This is a genomic window from Algibacter lectus (assembly GCF_900112395.1).
GTDB classification, from domain to species: domain Bacteria; phylum Bacteroidota; class Bacteroidia; order Flavobacteriales; family Flavobacteriaceae; genus Algibacter; species Algibacter lectus.
The window spans coordinates 250220-270898 of sequence record NZ_FOLN01000001.1; the positions used below are offsets into that span (position 1 = coordinate 250220).

11 protein-coding genes are annotated in these 20679 nt (G+C 35.3%); all 11 read right to left on the reverse strand.

The features are described from left to right. Positions 1–230: 230 nt before the first annotated feature. Entirely contained in the window at positions 231–2675 is a 2445-nt protein-coding gene (locus tag BM246_RS00870) for a glycoside hydrolase family 2 TIM barrel-domain containing protein (RefSeq protein WP_074935412.1), read from the reverse strand. A 30-nt stretch (positions 2676–2705) separates the two neighbouring features. After that, on the reverse strand, positions 2706–3206 hold the full coding sequence (locus BM246_RS00875; RefSeq protein ID WP_083415661.1) for a hypothetical protein: 501 nt from the start codon (positions 3204–3206) through the stop codon (positions 2706–2708). Between the two features lie 235 nt (positions 3207–3441). Beyond that, positions 3442–5118: a hypothetical protein gene (locus tag BM246_RS00880; protein WP_074935413.1), complete on the reverse strand. Its 1677-nt coding sequence runs from the start codon at positions 5116–5118 to the stop codon at positions 3442–3444. Between the two features lie 44 nt (positions 5119–5162). Further along, positions 5163–7118, reverse strand: a complete 1956-nt coding sequence (locus tag BM246_RS00885) for a plastocyanin/azurin family copper-binding protein (RefSeq protein WP_139221817.1) — start codon at positions 7116–7118, stop codon at positions 5163–5165. Positions 7119–7133: 15 nt separating this feature from the next. Further along, on the reverse strand, positions 7134–9014 hold the full coding sequence (locus tag BM246_RS00890) for a 3-keto-disaccharide hydrolase (protein WP_175489755.1): 1881 nt from the start codon (positions 9012–9014) through the stop codon (positions 7134–7136). A gap of 20 nt (positions 9015–9034) precedes the next feature. After that, positions 9035–9847, reverse strand: a complete 813-nt coding sequence (locus BM246_RS00895; RefSeq protein ID WP_139221818.1) for a sialate O-acetylesterase — start codon at positions 9845–9847, stop codon at positions 9035–9037. Between the two features lie 16 nt (positions 9848–9863). Continuing rightward, positions 9864–11429 (reverse strand): sulfatase family protein, encoded by a 1566-nt coding sequence (locus BM246_RS00900; protein ID WP_074935417.1) that lies wholly within the window; start codon positions 11427–11429, stop codon positions 9864–9866. A gap of 35 nt (positions 11430–11464) precedes the next feature. Beyond that, a complete protein-coding gene (locus tag BM246_RS00905) occupies positions 11465–14503 on the reverse strand; it encodes a M64 family metallopeptidase (protein ID WP_074935418.1) in 3039 nt (1012 codons plus the stop codon). 467 nt (positions 14504–14970) lie between these two features. Beyond that, a complete protein-coding gene (locus BM246_RS00910) occupies positions 14971–17283 on the reverse strand; it encodes a glycoside hydrolase family 95 protein (protein ID WP_074935419.1) in 2313 nt (770 codons plus the stop codon). Between the two features lie 22 nt (positions 17284–17305). Further along, positions 17306–18715: a sulfatase family protein gene (locus BM246_RS00915; protein ID WP_083415662.1), complete on the reverse strand. Its 1410-nt coding sequence runs from the start codon at positions 18713–18715 to the stop codon at positions 17306–17308. 30 nt (positions 18716–18745) lie between these two features. Then, positions 18746–20674 carry an arylsulfatase gene (locus BM246_RS00920; protein ID WP_139221819.1) on the reverse strand — a complete coding sequence of 643 codons (1929 nt, stop codon included), beginning with the start codon at positions 20672–20674 and terminating at the stop codon, positions 18746–18748. Positions 20675–20679 lie beyond the last annotated feature (5 nt).

The following is a 20679-nucleotide window of genomic DNA, read 5'->3' on the forward strand; positions in this document are numbered from 1 at the left end:
ACATCGAATAACAACAAAAGGATTAGTGTAATAATTATAAATATTGAAATTTGTAAACGCCTTTTTCGATTACGTTTTTCTTTTTTTAACTTCAGTTGATGCTCAACCAACTTTGTCATATCTTCTTTGTCCATATCGGAGTTATTTTACCTTCATCATCTAAAAATTAGTTCCATTTTCACCTTATTTCATGAGGCACTTATAAATGTAAGCATTAATATACTTTTGATTTAGTTAATACGAAAGTTATTTTCGATCACATAAAATACGATCTTCTCTGATTTTACACCTGATGTTTTTGCGATTAATTCAACCTTACCACTTTCGGTTGTGGAACGCAATACCACTAGACAGGTTCCATTGGTAGTGCTCCTACTCTTTCCTTGCCAAGCTTCGCCAGAAAAAACATCTGAATTTGCAACGCCCGCTATAGTTGCAGGACCTTTAACTTTAAAATTTACTAATAAATCTTCAGGTACAATAGTTCCGGTTTTATCTCTCAAACTAACTTGAATATAAACAAGGTCTGCTCCATTTGCTTTCAGTTGCATTCTATTGGCTGATAGTTTAATTTGGGTTGGCTTACTCGCAGTGACAAGTGTATCCCTAATCACAATCTTATTGTTTCTTTTCCCTATTGCAATTAGTTCTCCTTCTTTATGATTAACATCCCAATACAACACAGGTTCCTCACCTTGCGCAAGTGTTTTACTTCCCAAAGATTTTCCATTTAATAGCAATTCAACCTCATCACAATTTGTAATCGTCTGAATTTCTAAGAGATCATCTTCACTAAAGTTCCAATGATTTAACATCGGATACCAACTCCATCGTTTATTATCATAATGGTTTTCCCAGGCTTTAAATTTAACTGTATCTGGTTCTTTTACCAAAAGTTTTAGTTTCGGATCTTCACTATACAATGCCTGATAAATATGACCAATAGGTGTCATTTGCTCGTCCATACCATAAAAAGAGCGTTCCCAACTTTTATTTGGCCAAACCGACTCCCCCAAATAAGACGAAGCTGCCCAATAATAATGTCCAACTACATACGATTTATCAAATTCTAACATCGAAATTTTACGATTTCCAAAGTCAAGATTAGTTGCCGTTTCCGAGGCTATAAATAGCATTTGCGGATACTTCTTATGATCTATATCGAAAAAATTACCGGTATAATTCCAACTCACCACATCCATATTAAAAGCCATCGCAGGTGGCAAAGCCTTCATAAATTCATCGTGATTATCCCAATTATTCCATTCCAAATTATCATCTTTTCGTCCTGGAAACAGCGCTGCAGTAACTTTCCTGCTAGGATCTAACTCATGCACATACGCCACCAATTCTTTTAAAACATCGGCTCCTTGATGAGCGCCATCTGCTTCAGTTTCAAATTTCTTATCGAACATTTTACGTTGCTTAGACACTTCATTTCCTACACTCCAAAGATAAATTGAAGGATGATTTCGATCTCTTTTTATAAAACGTTCCATATCCGTCTTCCAAACATCGCGAAAAGCGACTTCACCACCATAATACTGAGAGGTCCATTTATCGTAAGATTCCGAAATCACAAGAATTCCCATCTCGTCGCAAAGCTCGAGTAAGACCCTAGCATGTGGATTATGACTTAACCGAATGGAATTAGACCCCATATCTTTCAATAATTGTAAGCGGTAACGATACCCTTCCTTTAACGCTACAGCACCTAAACAACCTAAATCGTGATGAAAATTTCCACCCTGAGCAAATATCTTATTTCCGTTTAACAGTAATCCGCGATCTGGAACAAACTCGATATCTCGGATTCCAAAACGCGTGTTATAATCCCCCTGAATCTCTCCATTAAAATGTATCTTGGTTTTTGCATAATAAAGGTTTGGCGTCTCGGTATCCCATAGTTCGGGATTGGAAATTTGAAATTCCTGATGAAATTTATGCGTCTTAAAAAACTGCAGATACACCACACTTGTTTTTGAAGCCACCACCACACCACTTGGGTTATATATTTGTGTTTCTAGCGTAATTTCACCGTCCTTTCCAGCTTCATTAATTATCTCTGTTTCTAATGTTACTTTCGCTCTCTCTTTGGTAACGAATGGTGTCATTACATATGTTCCATGGTTAGACACATATACAGGGTTCTCAATTTTTAACCAAACATCTCTATAGATCCCTTCCCCCGTGTACCAACGGGAAGTTCTTTTTTTTCGATTATCGTAGTGCACCACTATAACATTCTCCTTCCCTACCTGTACATAAGGCGTTAAATCGTATTCAAACCCTAGATAACCGTTTAAGTTTCGCCCCAAAAGTTCGCCATTAATCCAAACTTTAGAGTCTCTATAGACGCCTTCAAAATTGATAAACACCTTTTTACCTTTATCCTGCTCAGAAAGCATAAATGATTTGCGATACCACCCCTGCTGAAAAGGCAAATACCCATTACCAGAAGTAGAGTTTTTTTTATCAAATTCACCTTTAATACTAGCATCATGTGGCACGTTTACAATGCTCCAATTCTTGTCTTTAAAATCAGGAACCTCTGCACCTTCTTGCTCATGTAACGCAAATTTCCAGTCCGCATTAAAAAGCTGTCTACTTTGACTATAAGCCGTATTAAGCATGCAAAACACAAATAGAAATGCAAATAAATAGATCTTTTTCATGTCTTTAATTTTAAAGGTTTGAGTTAATTATTAGTGTTTGTTTTTTCGGACAACAGTAGAATGTAATTGCTGAATTTTCCATGTATTATTTTCTTTTTTAGCAATCGCACTTTCTAGCCAATGTGCTGTTCTAATCGTGTCCTTTTCTTTTACGAAAAACGCATAATTATCGTAAGCTACCCAAATCATATTTTGGCTATGTTCAGATTTTAAATACTCAAAACTATTTAACCTTTGAACATTTTGTTTACTAGCCTGCTTTCTTCGAATAAAACTGCGGATTGAATCGTTATTCCATAACACACCATTTTCTAAAAGCACAAAATCGGTTGTATAATATTTAGATACAGTTGTAGAATCGAAATCTGAAAATATATCTTGAAATGAATCTGAAACCAGACTTTTCACAGAATCAATATCTGCTTGTTTTTGACTCTCTGTGAGTTCAATATTTTTTGTAGGCTCAGGTTTTACCGTGTTTTCACAAGAGTAAGCTAAGCAAATACTTAATAGCATAATAATTTTTTTCATTTTCTATAATTTTTTAAATGACTGACGAAAAACACTTTTAATTCATCTAACACGAACAAGACAGCATAAATTAAAACATTAAAGTCCGTTAAATAAAGAAATTATCTAACGGACTTTAATCACATACGGTTATAATAAATAAAAAGTATAACACCTCATTCTACAATTAGTTTTACTTGTTATAAAAAACAAGTCTATACACGGAGAAAAGGACGTTTTATTATTTAATCATATCCTATTCTTCCAATCCTTGTCTCGTTACAATTGGCACATAACCTGCTTCCATTCCTGCTGGAGGCGTTACGATTAGAGCGGGGTCTATATTAGCCAACGCTCCAACTTTTGGTGCCGGAATATACGCTTTGTCTTTTGTCCATTCGCGATGTAATTTCACAACACGCTTTTGTAATTCTTCGCGTTCGGCAGTTGTTAAATCGGCATTCAATAATGCAGGCTGATCCACAAAACGATACCAGCAATACGTTACAGTACTACCATCACCAATTTTAGTTTTAAAAGGGCCCGCAACAGGCCCTGGTGTTTTCCAACTACTTATCGTTTCTTCTGGTGTAAGATAAGGTTCCGATGGTGCATCTGTCGATGCAAAATTAAGTTTATCTAATCCAGATTCTGAAGGCACATCTTTGGCTTGTAATGCTACCCAATACGGTTTACCGTTCGTCCGTTTTTCTAATTTATAATATTCAGGAAGCGCCATTAGTGGTCCGTTTTTTGTTTCCATGCGCTTCACTAATTTCTCGTCCCACTTATAACCAAAAGTCGTTGAATCTAAGGCAATTGGAGTCGCTATGGATTTCCAATCGATTGGCCATCTTTGCTCTTTTGGAGTATTTAAAGGATAAATTTTCCAACTAGATCCTGCAGTTCCTTTAAAGGTATGCACTACCGCTCCTTTAGTATCGATAGTTCCGCTTGCAACAGGACCATCTTTATCTAACCATAATTTTACAGCATCCCAAAGCGCACTCTTTTTATATGCAGTAACTTGGTGCATAAGCATCGATTCCCCATTAGTATCACTAGGAAAAGATGTAGGTGCAACCCTAGCATATACATCTCCATTACGATCTGTGTATTGCACACTCGGAATATGTTGCGTTTCCATTTGGATGGGCTTATTTGGCTTTCCTGGACGTGTATCCAGAAACATACCTACCAATTCCGGCTCTTCTACGATAGGTTTAGAGAAAAAATAAGGTGTAAAAAACGTAACTGGTCCTTTAAAATTTTCAGTGTTTAAAAATAAAGTCCACGAATTATCTCCTGTAGGCACATTTTTTCCAGCCGTAGTCGATTTTGCTTTAATTAATGGAAGCGGCAAATACCCATAACCAAATAATTCTCCATTGGTTCCTTGTTTAAGATTCAGACCATCTGGAGGCCACAATACCCAAGGACTAAGCTGAGCTACCCCATACTTACCGTTTGGCTTATCCCAGTTTCTTCCTTTCCCTGCACCTGGCCCATTGGCCCAGGCACTGAAGTTTAAGGCTACTCCTCCCATAATAAACTTTGGGGTTTCGGTAGCAAATCTCGTATCTCTCCACCAGCCTAATCCGCCCTCGATGTCGTTATACAACTTTCTATCTGGCTTTGTTACGCCATTATAATCTGGATGCATCCAAGTTCCTAAAAGTCCTGTTTGAAAACTATTACCTGGATAATCTTTAACTAAAGGCCATGCCGCAATGTACGTTGAGAAGCCTGCATCATAAGATTCCGGAACTTTATTGACTCCTACCGTAAGATAACCGTTCATAGAACCATTCTGTTTTTCTCCAGAAGCTTTTTGCGAATGCAAATGATTAACACTTAAAATCGATAAATATAAAACTAGCACTTTTGAAACTTGTGCTTTCAAGTACTTATTAATATTTCTCCACTTAACCATTCTCAAGATTTCTTAATATTTTTTTGTGATTTAATATTATCTCATTATTCTACTATCAGTTTTGCTCGCATAACTGCAGAGTGCCCTGGAAAAGTACAAACTATCCAATATTCACCTGGCGTTTTAGGCATGGTAACATAAATAGTTTCAGCACTTATAGGCTTTAAAATACCTGTGTGATATAATACCAAATCGGTATCCGGAACATAATTATAATCGGCTCCTTCTAAACCTAATGATAAAGCAAGCTTACCTACTTCATCTACAGATTCAACACCTTTTTCTGTAATAACAAGATTGTGAAGCATATCATCATTATTATTGAAAGTTAAAGCAATTTTACTACCACGTTTCACATATACTTCTTCAACATCATATTTCAATCCTGGTTTAGTACCAATATCTAATTTCTCATCTATTTTATTGTTCCAAGATTCAGGCATTTTGCTAACACGCTTTGGCTGCACCACTTTTTTATCAGATTTCACAACCATAGTCATAGATGGCGAATTTAATTTTCCACCGGGCACTTCATTTAAAGTATAATACCCTGTATTGTGTAATAATAAATCTCCGGAAGTTGATTTAAGACTAGGTATTTCCAATTGGTGAATATACCCCAAACGCATCCCGTGTATTTTAAGAGTTACAGTAAGTCCATCTTCCGAAACTATAGCCTCATGCACCATAGCTGTTTGTCTATCTATAATATCACTTCCATATTCATGATTATAATTATAAGTAAACGAGGTCATGTTATACATAGCAACATTGGCCGCTAATTTCTTATTGACTGGTGTTGTAAATTCAAGTTTAAAACCATCATCTTGCGCTTTCATAGTTTTAATTTCGAAAGGCGTTTTTCCAGTCCATACTAATCGTTGTAAACCAAAAGATTTTTTACCTGTAGAAGCCCATCCTCTGCTCGTCATTCCTACAAACATACTAGAATCGCTTCCCCATATTAATCTTAAAACACCAGAAGAAAAACCTTCTCTAAAAGGAAAAGCCGCACCTTGATACACCCCATTGACTTTCTCCATAAAAACACGCGTAATCTTACTGTGTCCTTGATCTCCAATTAACATTTGCCCATCAAAAGGTCCGAATTTATTACCAGTAGTTTCATATAAAATATCCGAAGTAGCGATACCTAATATCGTGTGAGGAAACCAAATAGCCGGAGCTTTTAAAGCCGGTATTTTTTTAGAATACTCATAAAGCGAAAGTCCGAGACTTTCATCTATAACATCTTGTTTTAAATCTATTGGAGACAATGGATCCGAAGACCAACGTAAACCTTCAGGATTCCCAGCAAAATCACCTTTTTCTAAATGTGTCATTCTACCAGAACCTACCCAATCGCCTTGATTTTCAGTATAAAACACATCGCCATCTTTATTAATATTAAAACCAGAAGGTGAACGTAAACCTGTAGCAATAGGTTCCATTTCGCCTTCGGGTGTAATTTTTAACATCCATCCTCTCCATTTCACTAAACTAGCACCGTGATCTACCCAAGATAAATTTAAGGTTACCAACATATCACCATTTTCTGTGAATTTTGGCCCATAAGCATAATCATGATAGTTTCCAGATAAAGGCCAAGAGTATATGGTTTTATACTCATCTGCTTTTCCGTCGCCATCGTGATCAAACAATCTAGACAACTCTCCTCTTTGTGTTAAATAGAAACTATTATCTCTATATTTTACTCCCAAAGCCTCATGCAATCCATGTGCAAAACGTGAGTAAATAGGTTTTTGACTATAAGGTTTATCGATAACCCAAAGCTCACCTCTTCTTGTGGTCACCCCTAATTTATCATCGTCTGTAAGTGTTAATCCACCAACTTCCAACGCCACATCCTCAGGAATAGGCACATCTATTATTTTATAATACACAGCTTCCTTTTTATCCATTTCAGAAGGCTCTTGTGCTGATACGTAAGAAGTAAATATTATGAAAACTAGTACTAATGGTATTTTTATATTATACATATTCATTCCTTTATTTTACCAAATAATATTATAAGTTATACTTTGATTTCCTGCAGCTAGCTTAACCACTAGTTCGTCATTTCCATCTACATTTCGAATAACCGGAGTTAAACCATCATTCCCCGAAAAATCTACATAGTAATTTTCGTCCTTAACAATATAAGTGCCATCTGGTAATTCTTTTATTTTTGTGCCATCTGCTATTTTAAACCATATACCTTCGCTCCCCGTAATGGTTATAAGTCTTTTAATACCTCTAATACCTTCTACTGGAACTACTTTATTTACAACCTTAGTTTCATTCATTTGATATGAAAAAGAAGGTGTTCCTTTTTTATCAAAACGATATCCTAATTGTTTTTGAACCACTTGCGTAGGAATAGTATCTGGCCAAACTGTTTTTTCATCTTCTAAAAAAGCAAATTCTGGACCACCATTAAACGATACATTAAACGCATTTGGTACACCTAATTGCGCCATACCTCTAACATACCACATTGGTGTGGCATCTAACAAAATTCCGTCCCAAGCTTTTAAAAGTGAGCCTGATTCTAAATCGAAAGCATAATTAACATTTTCCAATGTTCCCACAGAAATAACATGCGTACGCTTTACACCATTATGCATAAAGTAACTACGTTGCGCTATAACCTCATCTTCAACCTCAACAAAAATGTCGTTTTTAGGATTTCTTTTTCTTGGTAAATAAGATTGTTTTGCAGACAAACTATGTTTTTCCATATTTGGACCTTCCACATAAAGCCCTAAGCCAATATACCATCTACTAATTTTATTATAAATTAATTTAAACGGTACGTTTCCTTTTTTTAGCGACACCATAGCATAACCAGATGTCATTTTTGGATTATAATTTACGATGGTATCGTTATCTACTATTAATACCCCGCCAGCACTGATAAGCTCTAAATCAAAATTATAATCTCCCGCTGTAGGAATTTGAAAATCCCCTGTGTAAACTAAAAACTTTGAAGCTCTTTTCCCAGTAGCCATTTGTGCTGAAATAGAATCCGTTTTCACAGTACGTATAGGTGTTAAGGTATCGAAACTAGGCAAAGACTCCGTTCCACTTTCGTACTCACTCATTTCCACATTAGCTAAAGTCACTCTATTTTTTCCGTATAACTTATACTTGATGTTTTTTATAGCTACCGCTCCGTGATCACCTTGAATCATTAATGGTCCCAATGGTTTTTCTTCATGAAGTTTAGTGCCTCTTGTATACCCAGTAACTTCTACATTTTCATGTATTAATTGACCATTAAGCCAAACCTCCTTAAATTCTGCATTCTTAACCTTATCACCGGCGTCATTAAACTTAGGCGCATGGAAAAGTATTTTTAAATGCTGCCATAACCCTGGCGCTTTGGCTGCATTAATTTTAGGGGCATGACCTTCGTAACCTTTTTCATCTCTGGCATCATCCCACCTTTGATAAATACCACCCATATCAGAAAACGCAACGTCTTCCACTCCCCAACTATCAAAAAGTTGAACTTCATATCTACCCTGAAAATATATTCCAGAATTAGACTTTAAAGGCATCATTACATCAATCTCTAATTCCATATCACCATGCTCGAAAGCTGTGAAAAGATTCCGTCTTGCTTTTGGAGCAGGAAGACTTACTAAAACCCCTGTACCTGGAGTACTTATAAGTGTTCTCTCTTTTTCTTTATCCACATAAGCATCTTCGACAATTTGCCAGTTTTTAGTAGTTTTTTCAAACCCAGACATATCCTCTAAACTTAAGGTTTTAAATGGTAAATATGCTAATGGCGCTTCTACCAATTCTGGTATTGACTCTTTAGTATCTTTTGCACAACCCACAAATACTACTTGGGCAAATACAAGTAAAAAAAGTATTATCTTCTTCATTACGTTCATTTTAAAAAATATTATTTTCTAATTGCTTTAATCATCAACTTTCCCATTTTTTTCCCCAACCAAATATTAGATTCCGAATTAAAATGCGTATTATCTTTTAATGTTTCTAACTTATTAGTGTTAATAATACGTACGTTTTTATCTGCTTTCGCAACACGATCTTGAGCCGCTTGAACAACTTCTGTATAATCAAACACCCAAGGCGTCTCTCTTAAAAGCCCAATTGAAATACGCCCCATTACAATAGGTAAATTAGGTTTTTCAGTTTGCTCACGTACATCTTTATAAAGCACTTTTAAGTTCTCTTCATAGGCATTCGCCCATTCGAGGGTTTCGGCATCCGATTCTCCTTGCATCCACAACATGCCACATATTTCATAAAGCACTCCTTTACTTTGTAACTCCCCTACCGCATTATTTATATTCCTAAGAAAGGCTTTGTACATGCCTTGCTCCGGAAGCCAATGTTTCCATAATTTGGTTCCTCCTCCAGATGTTTTCACTATAGCAATTCTATGGTTAGGATATTTTTTAGCAAGTAAATGTACAAATGCAACTTCGGGACCGAATTTAAACTTTCTTCTTTCTGAAAAAGAGTCCGTTCTTAAAGTTACCCATGCTTTTTTCTTATTATCCCAAATCATGCTGTTTTCTGGAGCCACCAAGTACTCTTCTGGAAGCTCTTCACCTTTTCCAGTACCATCCATATTAGACTGACCACCCAAAATAAATACTTTTACCGGTAATTCTTTTTCTTGACCTTGACTTGGCAGCGCTATAAAAGCCAGTAAAAGAAACAAGGTCAATGCTTTTTTATGTATCACAAACTTTAGTTTCAAATTAATTTAACTTTACATCTGTTACTGTTGTATCCTTATATTTCTCTTGCAACTTAAGAAGCTCTTTGTACATAGATTGCGTAACCTCATTATAACCATCTTTACCATACAAGTTATTCATTTCACTTGGATCTTCTTTTAAATCATAAAGCTCCCATTGATCTATATTATTATAAAAATGAATTAACTTATATCGATCTGTTCGCACACCATAATGCCTTTTAACATCATGTGGCCCAGGATATTCATAATAATGATAATACAAAGCCTCTCTCCATTCTACCTTATCTTCATCCTCTAACATAGACACTAGTGAATTCCCTTGCATTTCTTTAGGAATTTCTGCTCCTGCTAACTCTAAAAAGGTAGGCGCATAATCTATATTTTGCACCAACTTACTCGTTGTTTTCTTCTTAAATCGAGAAGGTAACTTCATCAATAAAGGTGTTCTAAAAGACTCTTCATACATAAAACGTTTATCAAACCAACCGTGTTCACCTAAGTAAAACCCTTGATCGGAAGTGTAAACTACTAATGTGTTTTCTGCTAAATCATTTTCTTCCAAATAATCTAACACCTCTCCAACACTATCATCTACAGAAGCAATACATCTTAAGTAATCTTCTAAATAGCGTTGGTAACGCCATTCCATTAATTCTTTTCCTGTAAGTCCTGCTTCCTTAAAATAAGCAATCTCTTTATCGTATGCTTTATCCCAAACTTTACGTTGCTCTGGATTCATGCGATTAATTTGAATTTCAAAATATTTTCTTAACGGACCATCTATTTCTCCTTCCTTATCATACATTTTTAAATCATTGACAGGGCAAAAATCTTTAATATGCATAGCCTGACTAGCAGCTGCAGTACGACCTTCATAATCATCATAAAAATTATCTGGCAACTCAAATTTTGTATCATTATATTTTTCCAAATATTTAAGATCTGGCATCCAACATCTATGCGGTGCTTTATGATGCATTAACAAAGCAAAAGGTTTTTTTGTATCTCTTTGTTTCAACCAATCTAAACTAAACTTGGTAATAAGACTTGTAACATAACCTTCTACTCTACTTTTTTTCCCCATTTCAATAAAATCTGGATTGTAATAATCACCTTGACCAGGTAACACGTTCCAGTAATCGAATCCTGTAGGATCACTTCCTAAATGCCATTTTCCAATCATAGCGGTTTGATATCCTGTTTCCTGCAATATTTTAGGAAAAGTTACTTGGCTGCCATCAAAGCTTTGACTGTTTATACGTTGCCCATTGAGGTGAGAAAACTTCCCTGTTAACATAACTGCTCTGCTTGGCGAACAAATAGAGTTTGTTACAAAGCTTCGTGTAAACTTAACACCATCGTTTGCTATTCTATCAATATTCGGGGTTTGGTTAAGCGCACCATTATAAGAGCTGATAGCTTGATAACCATGATCGTCCGTCATGATGTAAATAATATTTGGCTTTTTTACTTCTTTAATTTTCTTAGCCTCATCTTTACACGAGTATGCAAACATAGACGCTATAAAAAATAACCTTAATATTTTGATATTTGATTTTCCCATTTATATTACTCTTTAAATATATTTAAGTATTTTAATTAAAACTTCACATCGATTGAAGCAAACCATTTACGTCTTAGATATTCCTCAACACCATTTCTTTCTGCTTCTGTTAACACTCTGTCTACAATAATGATTTCAGCAATAGAACCTTCCCACAAACCTTCGGTTCTTGATAAAGGCACATTAGATTTAGAGTCAAGTTCTACTGTTAACATGCAAAATTCCATTGGATTAGGTGTTATAAACGGATTTACTTGTTTTCCGTTGAGGAAAACTTTTCCATTTTTCGTTTTCGCATCAATAGTTTCACTATCAAAAAGCGAATTTTTTGAGTTTTTACTTTTCCCAATAAAAGGACCAAGCCCTTTAAACAAACTTGTACCTGGGAATGAGACACTACTTTCTTTATAAACCATAATGATTGTTTGGTAAGATTTTACTCTGTTTTCTAAAATAGAAAGCCAAACCTGATCGAAAGCCGCAATACCTTTTCCATTTAATTTATTAGGCTCATATTTTACAAACAATTCATTTCGGTATAATTTAGATTTATCTTTCCAATGCTTTAATGGTCCGCGTTTAGGCGTTTCCTCATCTACCTTACCATTACCGTCAATATCATGAGCATCGAACCACATGGCTATACTTTCGAAACCTAATTCTGAAGGATCTAAAGCCTCTACTTTTTTATCTGCCAAATCTCCAACACCAAAACCAAAACGATTAGCACTTTCAGCAAGCGTTTGATTGTTTTGAGCTGCCACATAATAATTACCTTTTTCTTTTGGTACAAATACATTTCCTGTTGCTAAAGGAAACTCATACAATTCTCCTTTAATTTTTGTAGCATCTTTGGTATACCATTTATAGGTATAAGTTGGCAACGGATTAACCACTGCAACGCCTCCATTTTTATGTACTAACTTAATATCATCAATTTTAAAAGGATACACTTCCGGAACGCTTACTTTTCCTTCCACCGTATTCCCTTTACTATCACTAACCACATATTTGTAATCGTCTGAAGTAAGATTAATGCGTTCGTTTTTGAGAACAGACTTATACCGAACACTTGTAGGAACTCTTAAATAATCTATAGTCGGAATAGATTTCCCATTAGAAATAATAGAAACGTTATTCTTCCCCTCTTTTAAGTAAACTTTTACAGTAGCAATATCCCATCCGGTCTCTAACGGACGTGTTTGATTAAAATGAAATGTCTCTTCCTGTATCTTTTCATTTACAGAAATTAACGCTTCCGATCCCTTCATGATAATACCCCCGTACACTAAACCTATTGGATATATACCACTATTAGCTACTTCAACCTCCCAAGATACAGAACCTTCACTTCCATTATTATCTAAATATGTGTTATTACTTGCACTGAACAGTTTTTTCATTTCATAGTTTGAAACTTTAATCTGGGCGTTTTCAGGCTCGTAAATGGTATTAATACCATAATCATACTCCGCATTTTTCCACTTTACAGCATAAGGAGCTTGCCCTCCAGAAATTTGCAATGCAATAGCTCCATTATCTTTTTTAACATCTGAAGCCTTGACATTAGCAAAAACTTCTATCTCTACTTTATTATTCTTCTTATTTTTTTTATTCGTTTTTACACCTGTTAAATCACTTTCATAAATAGAAAGTTTAGCGGTTTCCTTTCTGAATTCACTATCAACAACTGTTACTTCATAAATTCCAAATCCAACATCGTTTAACGTTTCAGAAACACTACCTGTAGACCATTGATAAGTATATGGCGGTAATCCCCCCATAATACTAGGTTCTACTTTAAAAACCCCTGCCTTCTTATCAACAACCTCAGAATCTAATTTAACTGCTATGTCTTTTACTGTGGAAACTGGAGCGGCATTTATAATAGTCCATCTTACTTCAACTTTAGGAAATTTAGAATAAGGCGGATCAGGTCTAATATTAGGCGTTTCATCTGTAATAGAACAAACTAATTCATACTGAGCAATATCACCAAATTCTACATCGAGAACATCCGGCCCCGTTGCAATTAATTTTCCATTCAGAAACCATCTTACAACCTGAGTATTAGGCTCTGGTTTTATATGATCGACTTCAAAATGGATTTTCTGAGCGCCATTTATGTTTATCTCCTTACTTTCTGGTAAACTACTTTTTACAGGATTAACAAGATCGTAAACCCGCATAGAAACTCTTTGATTACAAACCGGACACATTTTTTCGGTATTATCGAACACTCCAGCACCCATAATACAGCCTTGAGCTGTAGACCTATAATAATCTACTAAATGATATTGATTCCCTTCAAATGCACCAACTTTATCTAAGTATTCTTCTTCATATGGTGTTGGTAATGGCGTATCTGGCTCTATCCATTTCATCCATTTAATCTTATCTCTCGCGTATTCTAAATCTGCACCATAAGTAGGAAATGCTCCCGTACCCGTTGCTCCTGTAGTATATTCATCACCAATACTCATACAAGTATGTGAAATTTCATGAAGCATTTTACCTATTCCATTACCTGCAATAACGGCATTACCAACACGTTTTTCAAGATTTCTAGCAGCACCGCCACCACCATTTTCTCGATTAGGCATGATTAAAAAAGTAGCCCAACCTGTATATTCATTCGTCCAAGGTAAGAACAACTTCTCTCGAATAGCATCCATAGCTTCTAAATCGATACCTTTTTTCCATTCTGGCGCATTAGGCATCCATAAACCATATACATTAAAAAACTCCTTATAGTTCGCGTAAGCTGTTTGTGCACGTGGATCACCATAAGTAAGTGCAGCCACTAAAGACTCTTCAATATCTTTTACAAATTCACCTCTCATTTCTGGTGAATTATAAGGCGCTTCATCTCTAGAAGTCCATTGGTTTACTATTACTATATTAATTCTATTATCTTTATCTCCTGTTACATTAATAGGAATTAATTCTGTTTTTTCCATGAACTTTTCTATCTCAGCTCCAGTCCATGACTCATAAGACGGCTTATTTTTTTGAGAATAGCCATCAAAGACTAATAAAAAAGTTAAACAAACAAATACGCACCATTTCTTCATATCTAGGGGGAATTTAGTTTCAACAAAAACTTATGTTTTAACCTTTGAAAACCCAAAGTCACATCAAGTTATTTTAAAAATAAGTTATTAAAACTATTTTAAATAGATGAAATAGTTTTAATAATCTTCAAATTTAAAGACTTAAACCTTCTGTTTTATCTAAAAAATTAACCAATCACAATACTATATTAACTAAAATAAGAAAAGCTATCACACAATTACCAAAAACCAGCACCTCTGCAATTAATAACAATTCTTTAAAAAGTTGTATTTAAAACACAAAAAGCCCCCCTTTTTCACTTTTCAAACTTATAAAACATGAAATTAAATGCAATCTAAACACAAAAAGAAAGTCGTCTAAAAATTAATTTTCAGACGACTTTCTTTTTAAACAATAAATCTATTTCTCCACCGAAGTGCGGGATTAAAAAAAGGAAACCTCAACACTTTAATTCATACTCGAAATTCTAATTAACTAATTTAAGAGACTGACTTAAACGGTATGATGCCCCTGACTTTGTTTTAGACTCCCACACTTTACCTTTATAAGTTACCTTACATGGCATCCCTGACTCTGAGTGAATTATCAGCTCCCTTAATTCACCATCCTTCCACTTGATATCAACCTCAAATCCACCACGAGCGCGAAGCCCTTTTACAGAACCTTCAGCCCAAGCCGATGGCAATGCAGGAAGCACTTGTATTTCTCCTGCATGACTCTGCATTAACATCTCACAATATCCAGCGGTAGCCCCTAAGTTTCCATCTATTTGAAAAGGCGGATGCGAATCTAAAAGGTTCGCATAAACACCAGCACCACTTTTACCGTAAATAGTTTTTGTTACATCTACTAAATTTATCAAATTACGTAACAGTTTATATGAACGATCACCATCACCTAGTCTAGCCCAAAAGTTTATTTTCCATGCACGACTCCATCCCGTACTCTCATCACCACGCGCATTTAAAGACACACGCGCTGCTTCTGCTAATTCTGGAGTTTTAGCCACACTAATTTGACGTCCAGGATACAATGCAAATAAATGAGATACATGTCTATGATGATCTTCTGGATCGTCTTTATCTATTTCCCATTCTTTTAATTGCCCCCAACGTCCTATTGCGGGTTTTAAAAGATCATTCCGCATACCAATTAGCTTATTTTTAAATTCTTCATCATCTCCTAGAACCTCAGCCGCTTCAATTGTATTGGTAAACAAATCATAAATTATTTCCTGATCGTAAGTTACACCTTCTTCTGGCTCGTATTTATACTGTTCCGGCGACCAACCATCTGGAGTCACTAAAGTACCATCTGGTCGTCTTTTTAAATGATCTTCCCAAAAATGACAAACTTCTTTAAGTATCGGGTATGCTGTTTTACGCAAATAATCTTTATCAAGACCAAATGCATAATGCTCCCATAAATGTTGAGCGTACCAAGCACTACCTGGCGCATTCCATTTCCAAAATGATAAGCCTGTAGCATTATTCATAGTTTGTACCGTCCACCCTCGAACATCACCATATTGCTTCTGGGTATTTAAGGCACTCACCTCACGCAAACTTGAAACATAGTCGATAAAAGGAACATGACACTCACTAAGATTTGCTGTTTCTGCTGGCCAATAGTTCATTTCTAAATTAATATTAGAATGATAATCTCCAGACCATTCAGGCTGATTACTATGATTCCAAACCCCTTGTAAATTAGCAGGTAAAGAATTAGGTCTTGAACAACTAATTAGTAAATACCTTCCGTATTGACAGAATAAGGCTTCCAATTCAGGGTCATGAGATTTATCATGCTTATAGGCTTCAAGTCTTTTTAATGTACTTTTTTCTCGTAAAGCAGAATCTGTTTTTCCTAAATCCAATGTTACACGACCGAAAAGATTTTGATAATCCGACAAATGCTCATCATATAGCTCTTCAAATTTTTTAGAAGATGCTAAATCTACATTTTGAGTTACTTTAGCATGAGGATGCACACCAAGCCATTCCGATTTAAAATCTTGCTTAAAATTAGTTCCTGCACTAATTATTAAAGTTACAGCATCCGCTCTAACAAAACCTAACCCATACTGAGACATCGGCTCTAAACCATTGCTCTCTTGTCTGGAACGTTTCATTTTTAGTTTTTCACCAGTAGTAATTACTTTCAATTGGGATTCATACTCAAACCCATTATTCATATCACCAACGGAATAAAACCTTTGATTTTCTTCATCTAAAGTTATTTTTCCATTGTGCATATCTGTAAGCCAAACATCTCCTGTAAACGCCATAGGTTTGTCGGCTGTTAATTGCACAACGATGACATTGGCCGGATGGCTTACAAAAGCTTTTTGAACATAATGAATCCCCATATAATCGTACTCCACAAGATGCAATGCTTTACTTAAATCTAGCGAACGCTTATAATTTGTTACCTTATCAAAATCATGCCCCAAACGAACATAAACATCGCCAAAAGCCTGATAAGACCCCATATCTATTTCCTTCAACTCTTCTTCTTTCGGCATTCTATCGCCACTCCAAAGACTAATTTCATTAAACTGAATACGCTCCACATTAGTCCCTCCAAAAAGCATGGCTCCTAATGGTCCATTTCCAATAGGAAGCGCCTCGGTCATCCAAGTATCTGCTGGTTTTTCATACCAAAGCGTTAGCTTATCCGAGTCCGTTTCTTTTATATGATTCTGAGCAGTTAAATTTGATATCACTGCCATAAAAAAAACATGAACCAAACAGGCTGCCTTTAAAAAATTCTTTTTCATGTTATATATTTTAATGCTAATTTTATTTTTTTACGCGCTTTGACATCAACTCAACTACTGAAGAATCACATTTTTTAGAGTATAACGCTACAAGATCTTTATATTTAGGATTGAAAGCCAAGTTATTCACCTCATTAAAGTCGTCTTTTAAGTTATAAAGTTCAATAAAATCTGGAGTTGCTTCATATCGAATAAATTTCCAAGTATCATCTCGAAAACATTCTGTTTTAGGAAGTAAAGACTCCCCTTCACGCTGATGTTCAAAAAAGGCTGAAGCACGCCATTTTTCAGTATGGTTTGTAGAAAATGATGTTAAACTTTTTCCTTGATAAGAGCTTGGTACATCTACCCCTGCTAAATCCAAAATGGTTGGCGCAATATCTAGATTTAAAACCATGTCTTCAAAAGTTTTCCCTCTATTTTCTTCCGGCTCTCTTGGATCATAAATCATCATAGGTATTCTAAGTGACTGCTCATGCATTAACCATTTTCCTGCAAAACCACGTTCACCTAAGTAATAACCATTATCCCCCATAAATATAATTACGGTATTATCTGCCAAACCTTCTTCTTTAAGAGTTGCTCTTATTCTACCAATAACACTATCTACGGTACTAATCATCTTATAGTACCCTTTAACCATTTTTTGACGTTTCTCTGGTGTATCATATCTCCAATACCATCTTTTACGATTCATTGAATGTTTCATGAAATCTGGTAAAGCTTCAAAAAAAGCAGGATCTGCTGTTGCCGGAGTTGGTATTTCATTATTCACATATAAGCTATCCATATACTTAGGCCAGAAATACTGCTCTTCAGAGCCATCATCAGCATGTGGAGACCAAAAAGAAAGCGATAAACAAAAAGGTTTTCCTTTTTCTTCTTTTATAAAATCGATAGCATGGTTACCGTTAATATCAGCTAAATGCACTTCTTTCCCATCAATTTTTTTTAAATAAGGATACCTAGTTTTGGTTATTGAACTATATAAAGAGTCCTCAATACCACGATTCACTCTAATACCAAACTTACCTACATGCCCTGTTCTATATCCAGCTTTTTTAAGTAAACGCGGATAACTATCCATCATGTACTTGCTATTAACACTTGGCTTTCCGAAATTAAAATCGTGTGTACGCTCATACAAACCGGTTAATATAGTTGCTCTACTCGCTGCACAAATAGGCGTAGTCACAAAAGCGTTCTTAAAATACACACCAGAATTCGCTAACGAATCCATATTAGGAGTTTTTATTATTGAGTTACCCGAAAAACCTAAGGCATCCCAACGCTGATCATCTGTTAAAACAAAAATAATGTTTGGCTTTTCTTCTTTTTTAGCAATCTCAACGACTTCCTTGTTTTTAGTATTACAACTAGTTAAAAAAAACAAAGAACACAGAATAGGCATCAACCTAATTAACTTTTTCATGAATTTATTTAAATTTAATATTGAAGTGCATTAATCGAAAAGCACCACTTTTTGTTTATAATTATCTTTTAGAACTCTGTCAGGGTTGGATGCCACATAACTTTCTTTTTCCGCTTGGTCAGCATCGCCTAAATAATTTACATACAAATATGGAGAACCTAAGGTTTTTCCGCTAGCATTAATTTCAAAAAAAGCATCAAGACAAGTAGTCCCTGCTTTTAAATTAACCTCAAACTTTACCGTTTTCATGTCACTAATTATCGGTTTCTTTTTAGAAACATTCCCGATATTAAGATATGCGCTTCCAGCCTCTATTTTCTTATCACCTTCTTTATATTTCACTATACCATATCCCGATTCTTTTGGCGCTCGATTTAGACCTATTTCATATTTACCATCTTGAGCTACATTAATAACCCATATTTTCTTTTTATTACGGGTATGAGCATCATGCGGGTAAAGTGTTACTGGGTTTTCATAAGGCGTACCTATATGAATTTGAGCATATTTATCAAAATCTACCGACACATCTTCCCAATAATTATCATAGCGTTTGTATAAATCATCAACAACATCTAAATGTTTAGAAGCGATATTATGTCTTTGTTCTGGATCTGCCTTAATATTATACAACTCGTTAGTTTCTCGCTTCACCAATCGCCACTGTTTTGTCATGACCTGATATTCTTTATTTTTTACAGGATACTCTACACGTTGATTCTCTATTATTACAGTTCTATCATCATTCCAGTCTTTAGCTTTTCCATGCAACAGAGGTTCTAAACTACGCCCATCCATTTTAAGTTTATCATCGACCTTTAAATTACATAAGTCAATTAGGGTTGGCATCACATCAATATGAGCCGAAATAGCATCAATATCTTTACCACCTTCGATATTTCCTTTTGGCCAACGCATAAAAAACGGTACATGATGTGCATTTTCATACCCCCAAATTTTACCACCGCGCATACCATCCGTATAACCTTCCTCAACAAAGCCTGTTTCAAAATCTATAACCACACCACCAAACCATGGACAAGGCCCGTTATCTGTCATAAAGATAACTATGGTATTCTCCTCTAATCCCATACTCTTAATCTCTCTAAACAAGGTCCCCATATCTTCATCTATCTTACTCACCATACCATAATAATTCGCAATACGGTCGGGCACCTTACCTTTATAAGGCTCTACGTACTTATCTTCTATAATAAGAGGTGCGTGAGGTAAATTTGTTGGGATATAACAAAAGAAAGGTTTTTCCTTGTTTTTTTTAATATAGTTTAAGGCTTGATCAAACCATACGGTATTACAATAACCGTTGTATTTTTCAAATTTACCATTATGTTTATAGGTATCATCTACATAATTATTGCCCCAATAATCTGGGTTTTGACCAACGCCGCCGCCGCCATGAACAATAGATTCTTTAAACCCTCGATCTATAGGCCTGAAAGGATAGTTTTCCCCCAAATGCCATTTTCCAAATACAGCAGTTTCATAACCATTATCCTGAAACACTTCAGGCATAGTTACCATACCTTCTTTCAACAATGATCGACCTCCGATAGTATGCCAAACACCAGCACGCGCCGAATGATTCCCTGTTAATAAAGCTGATCGCGTTGGCGAACAAGACGGGTCTACATGAAAATCTGTAAGACGAACACTTTTATTATAAAATTCATCAATTGTTGGAGTTTTTACGTAAGGATTTCCGTGAACACCCAAATCACCATAACCCTGATCGTCAGTCATTATAAGTATAACATTAGGTTTTTTACGAACGGTTTTTGATGTATTATTTTTTACATCACCCTTACAGCCAACAAAAAATACACTTAAAATTATTAAAACAATAGTATATTTCAACTCTTTCATACTTGGCTTATAATTACTGCTCGATAAGCCCAAAAAGAAATAAACATGATGTTTTAGATTTATTACACTTACCAATATTA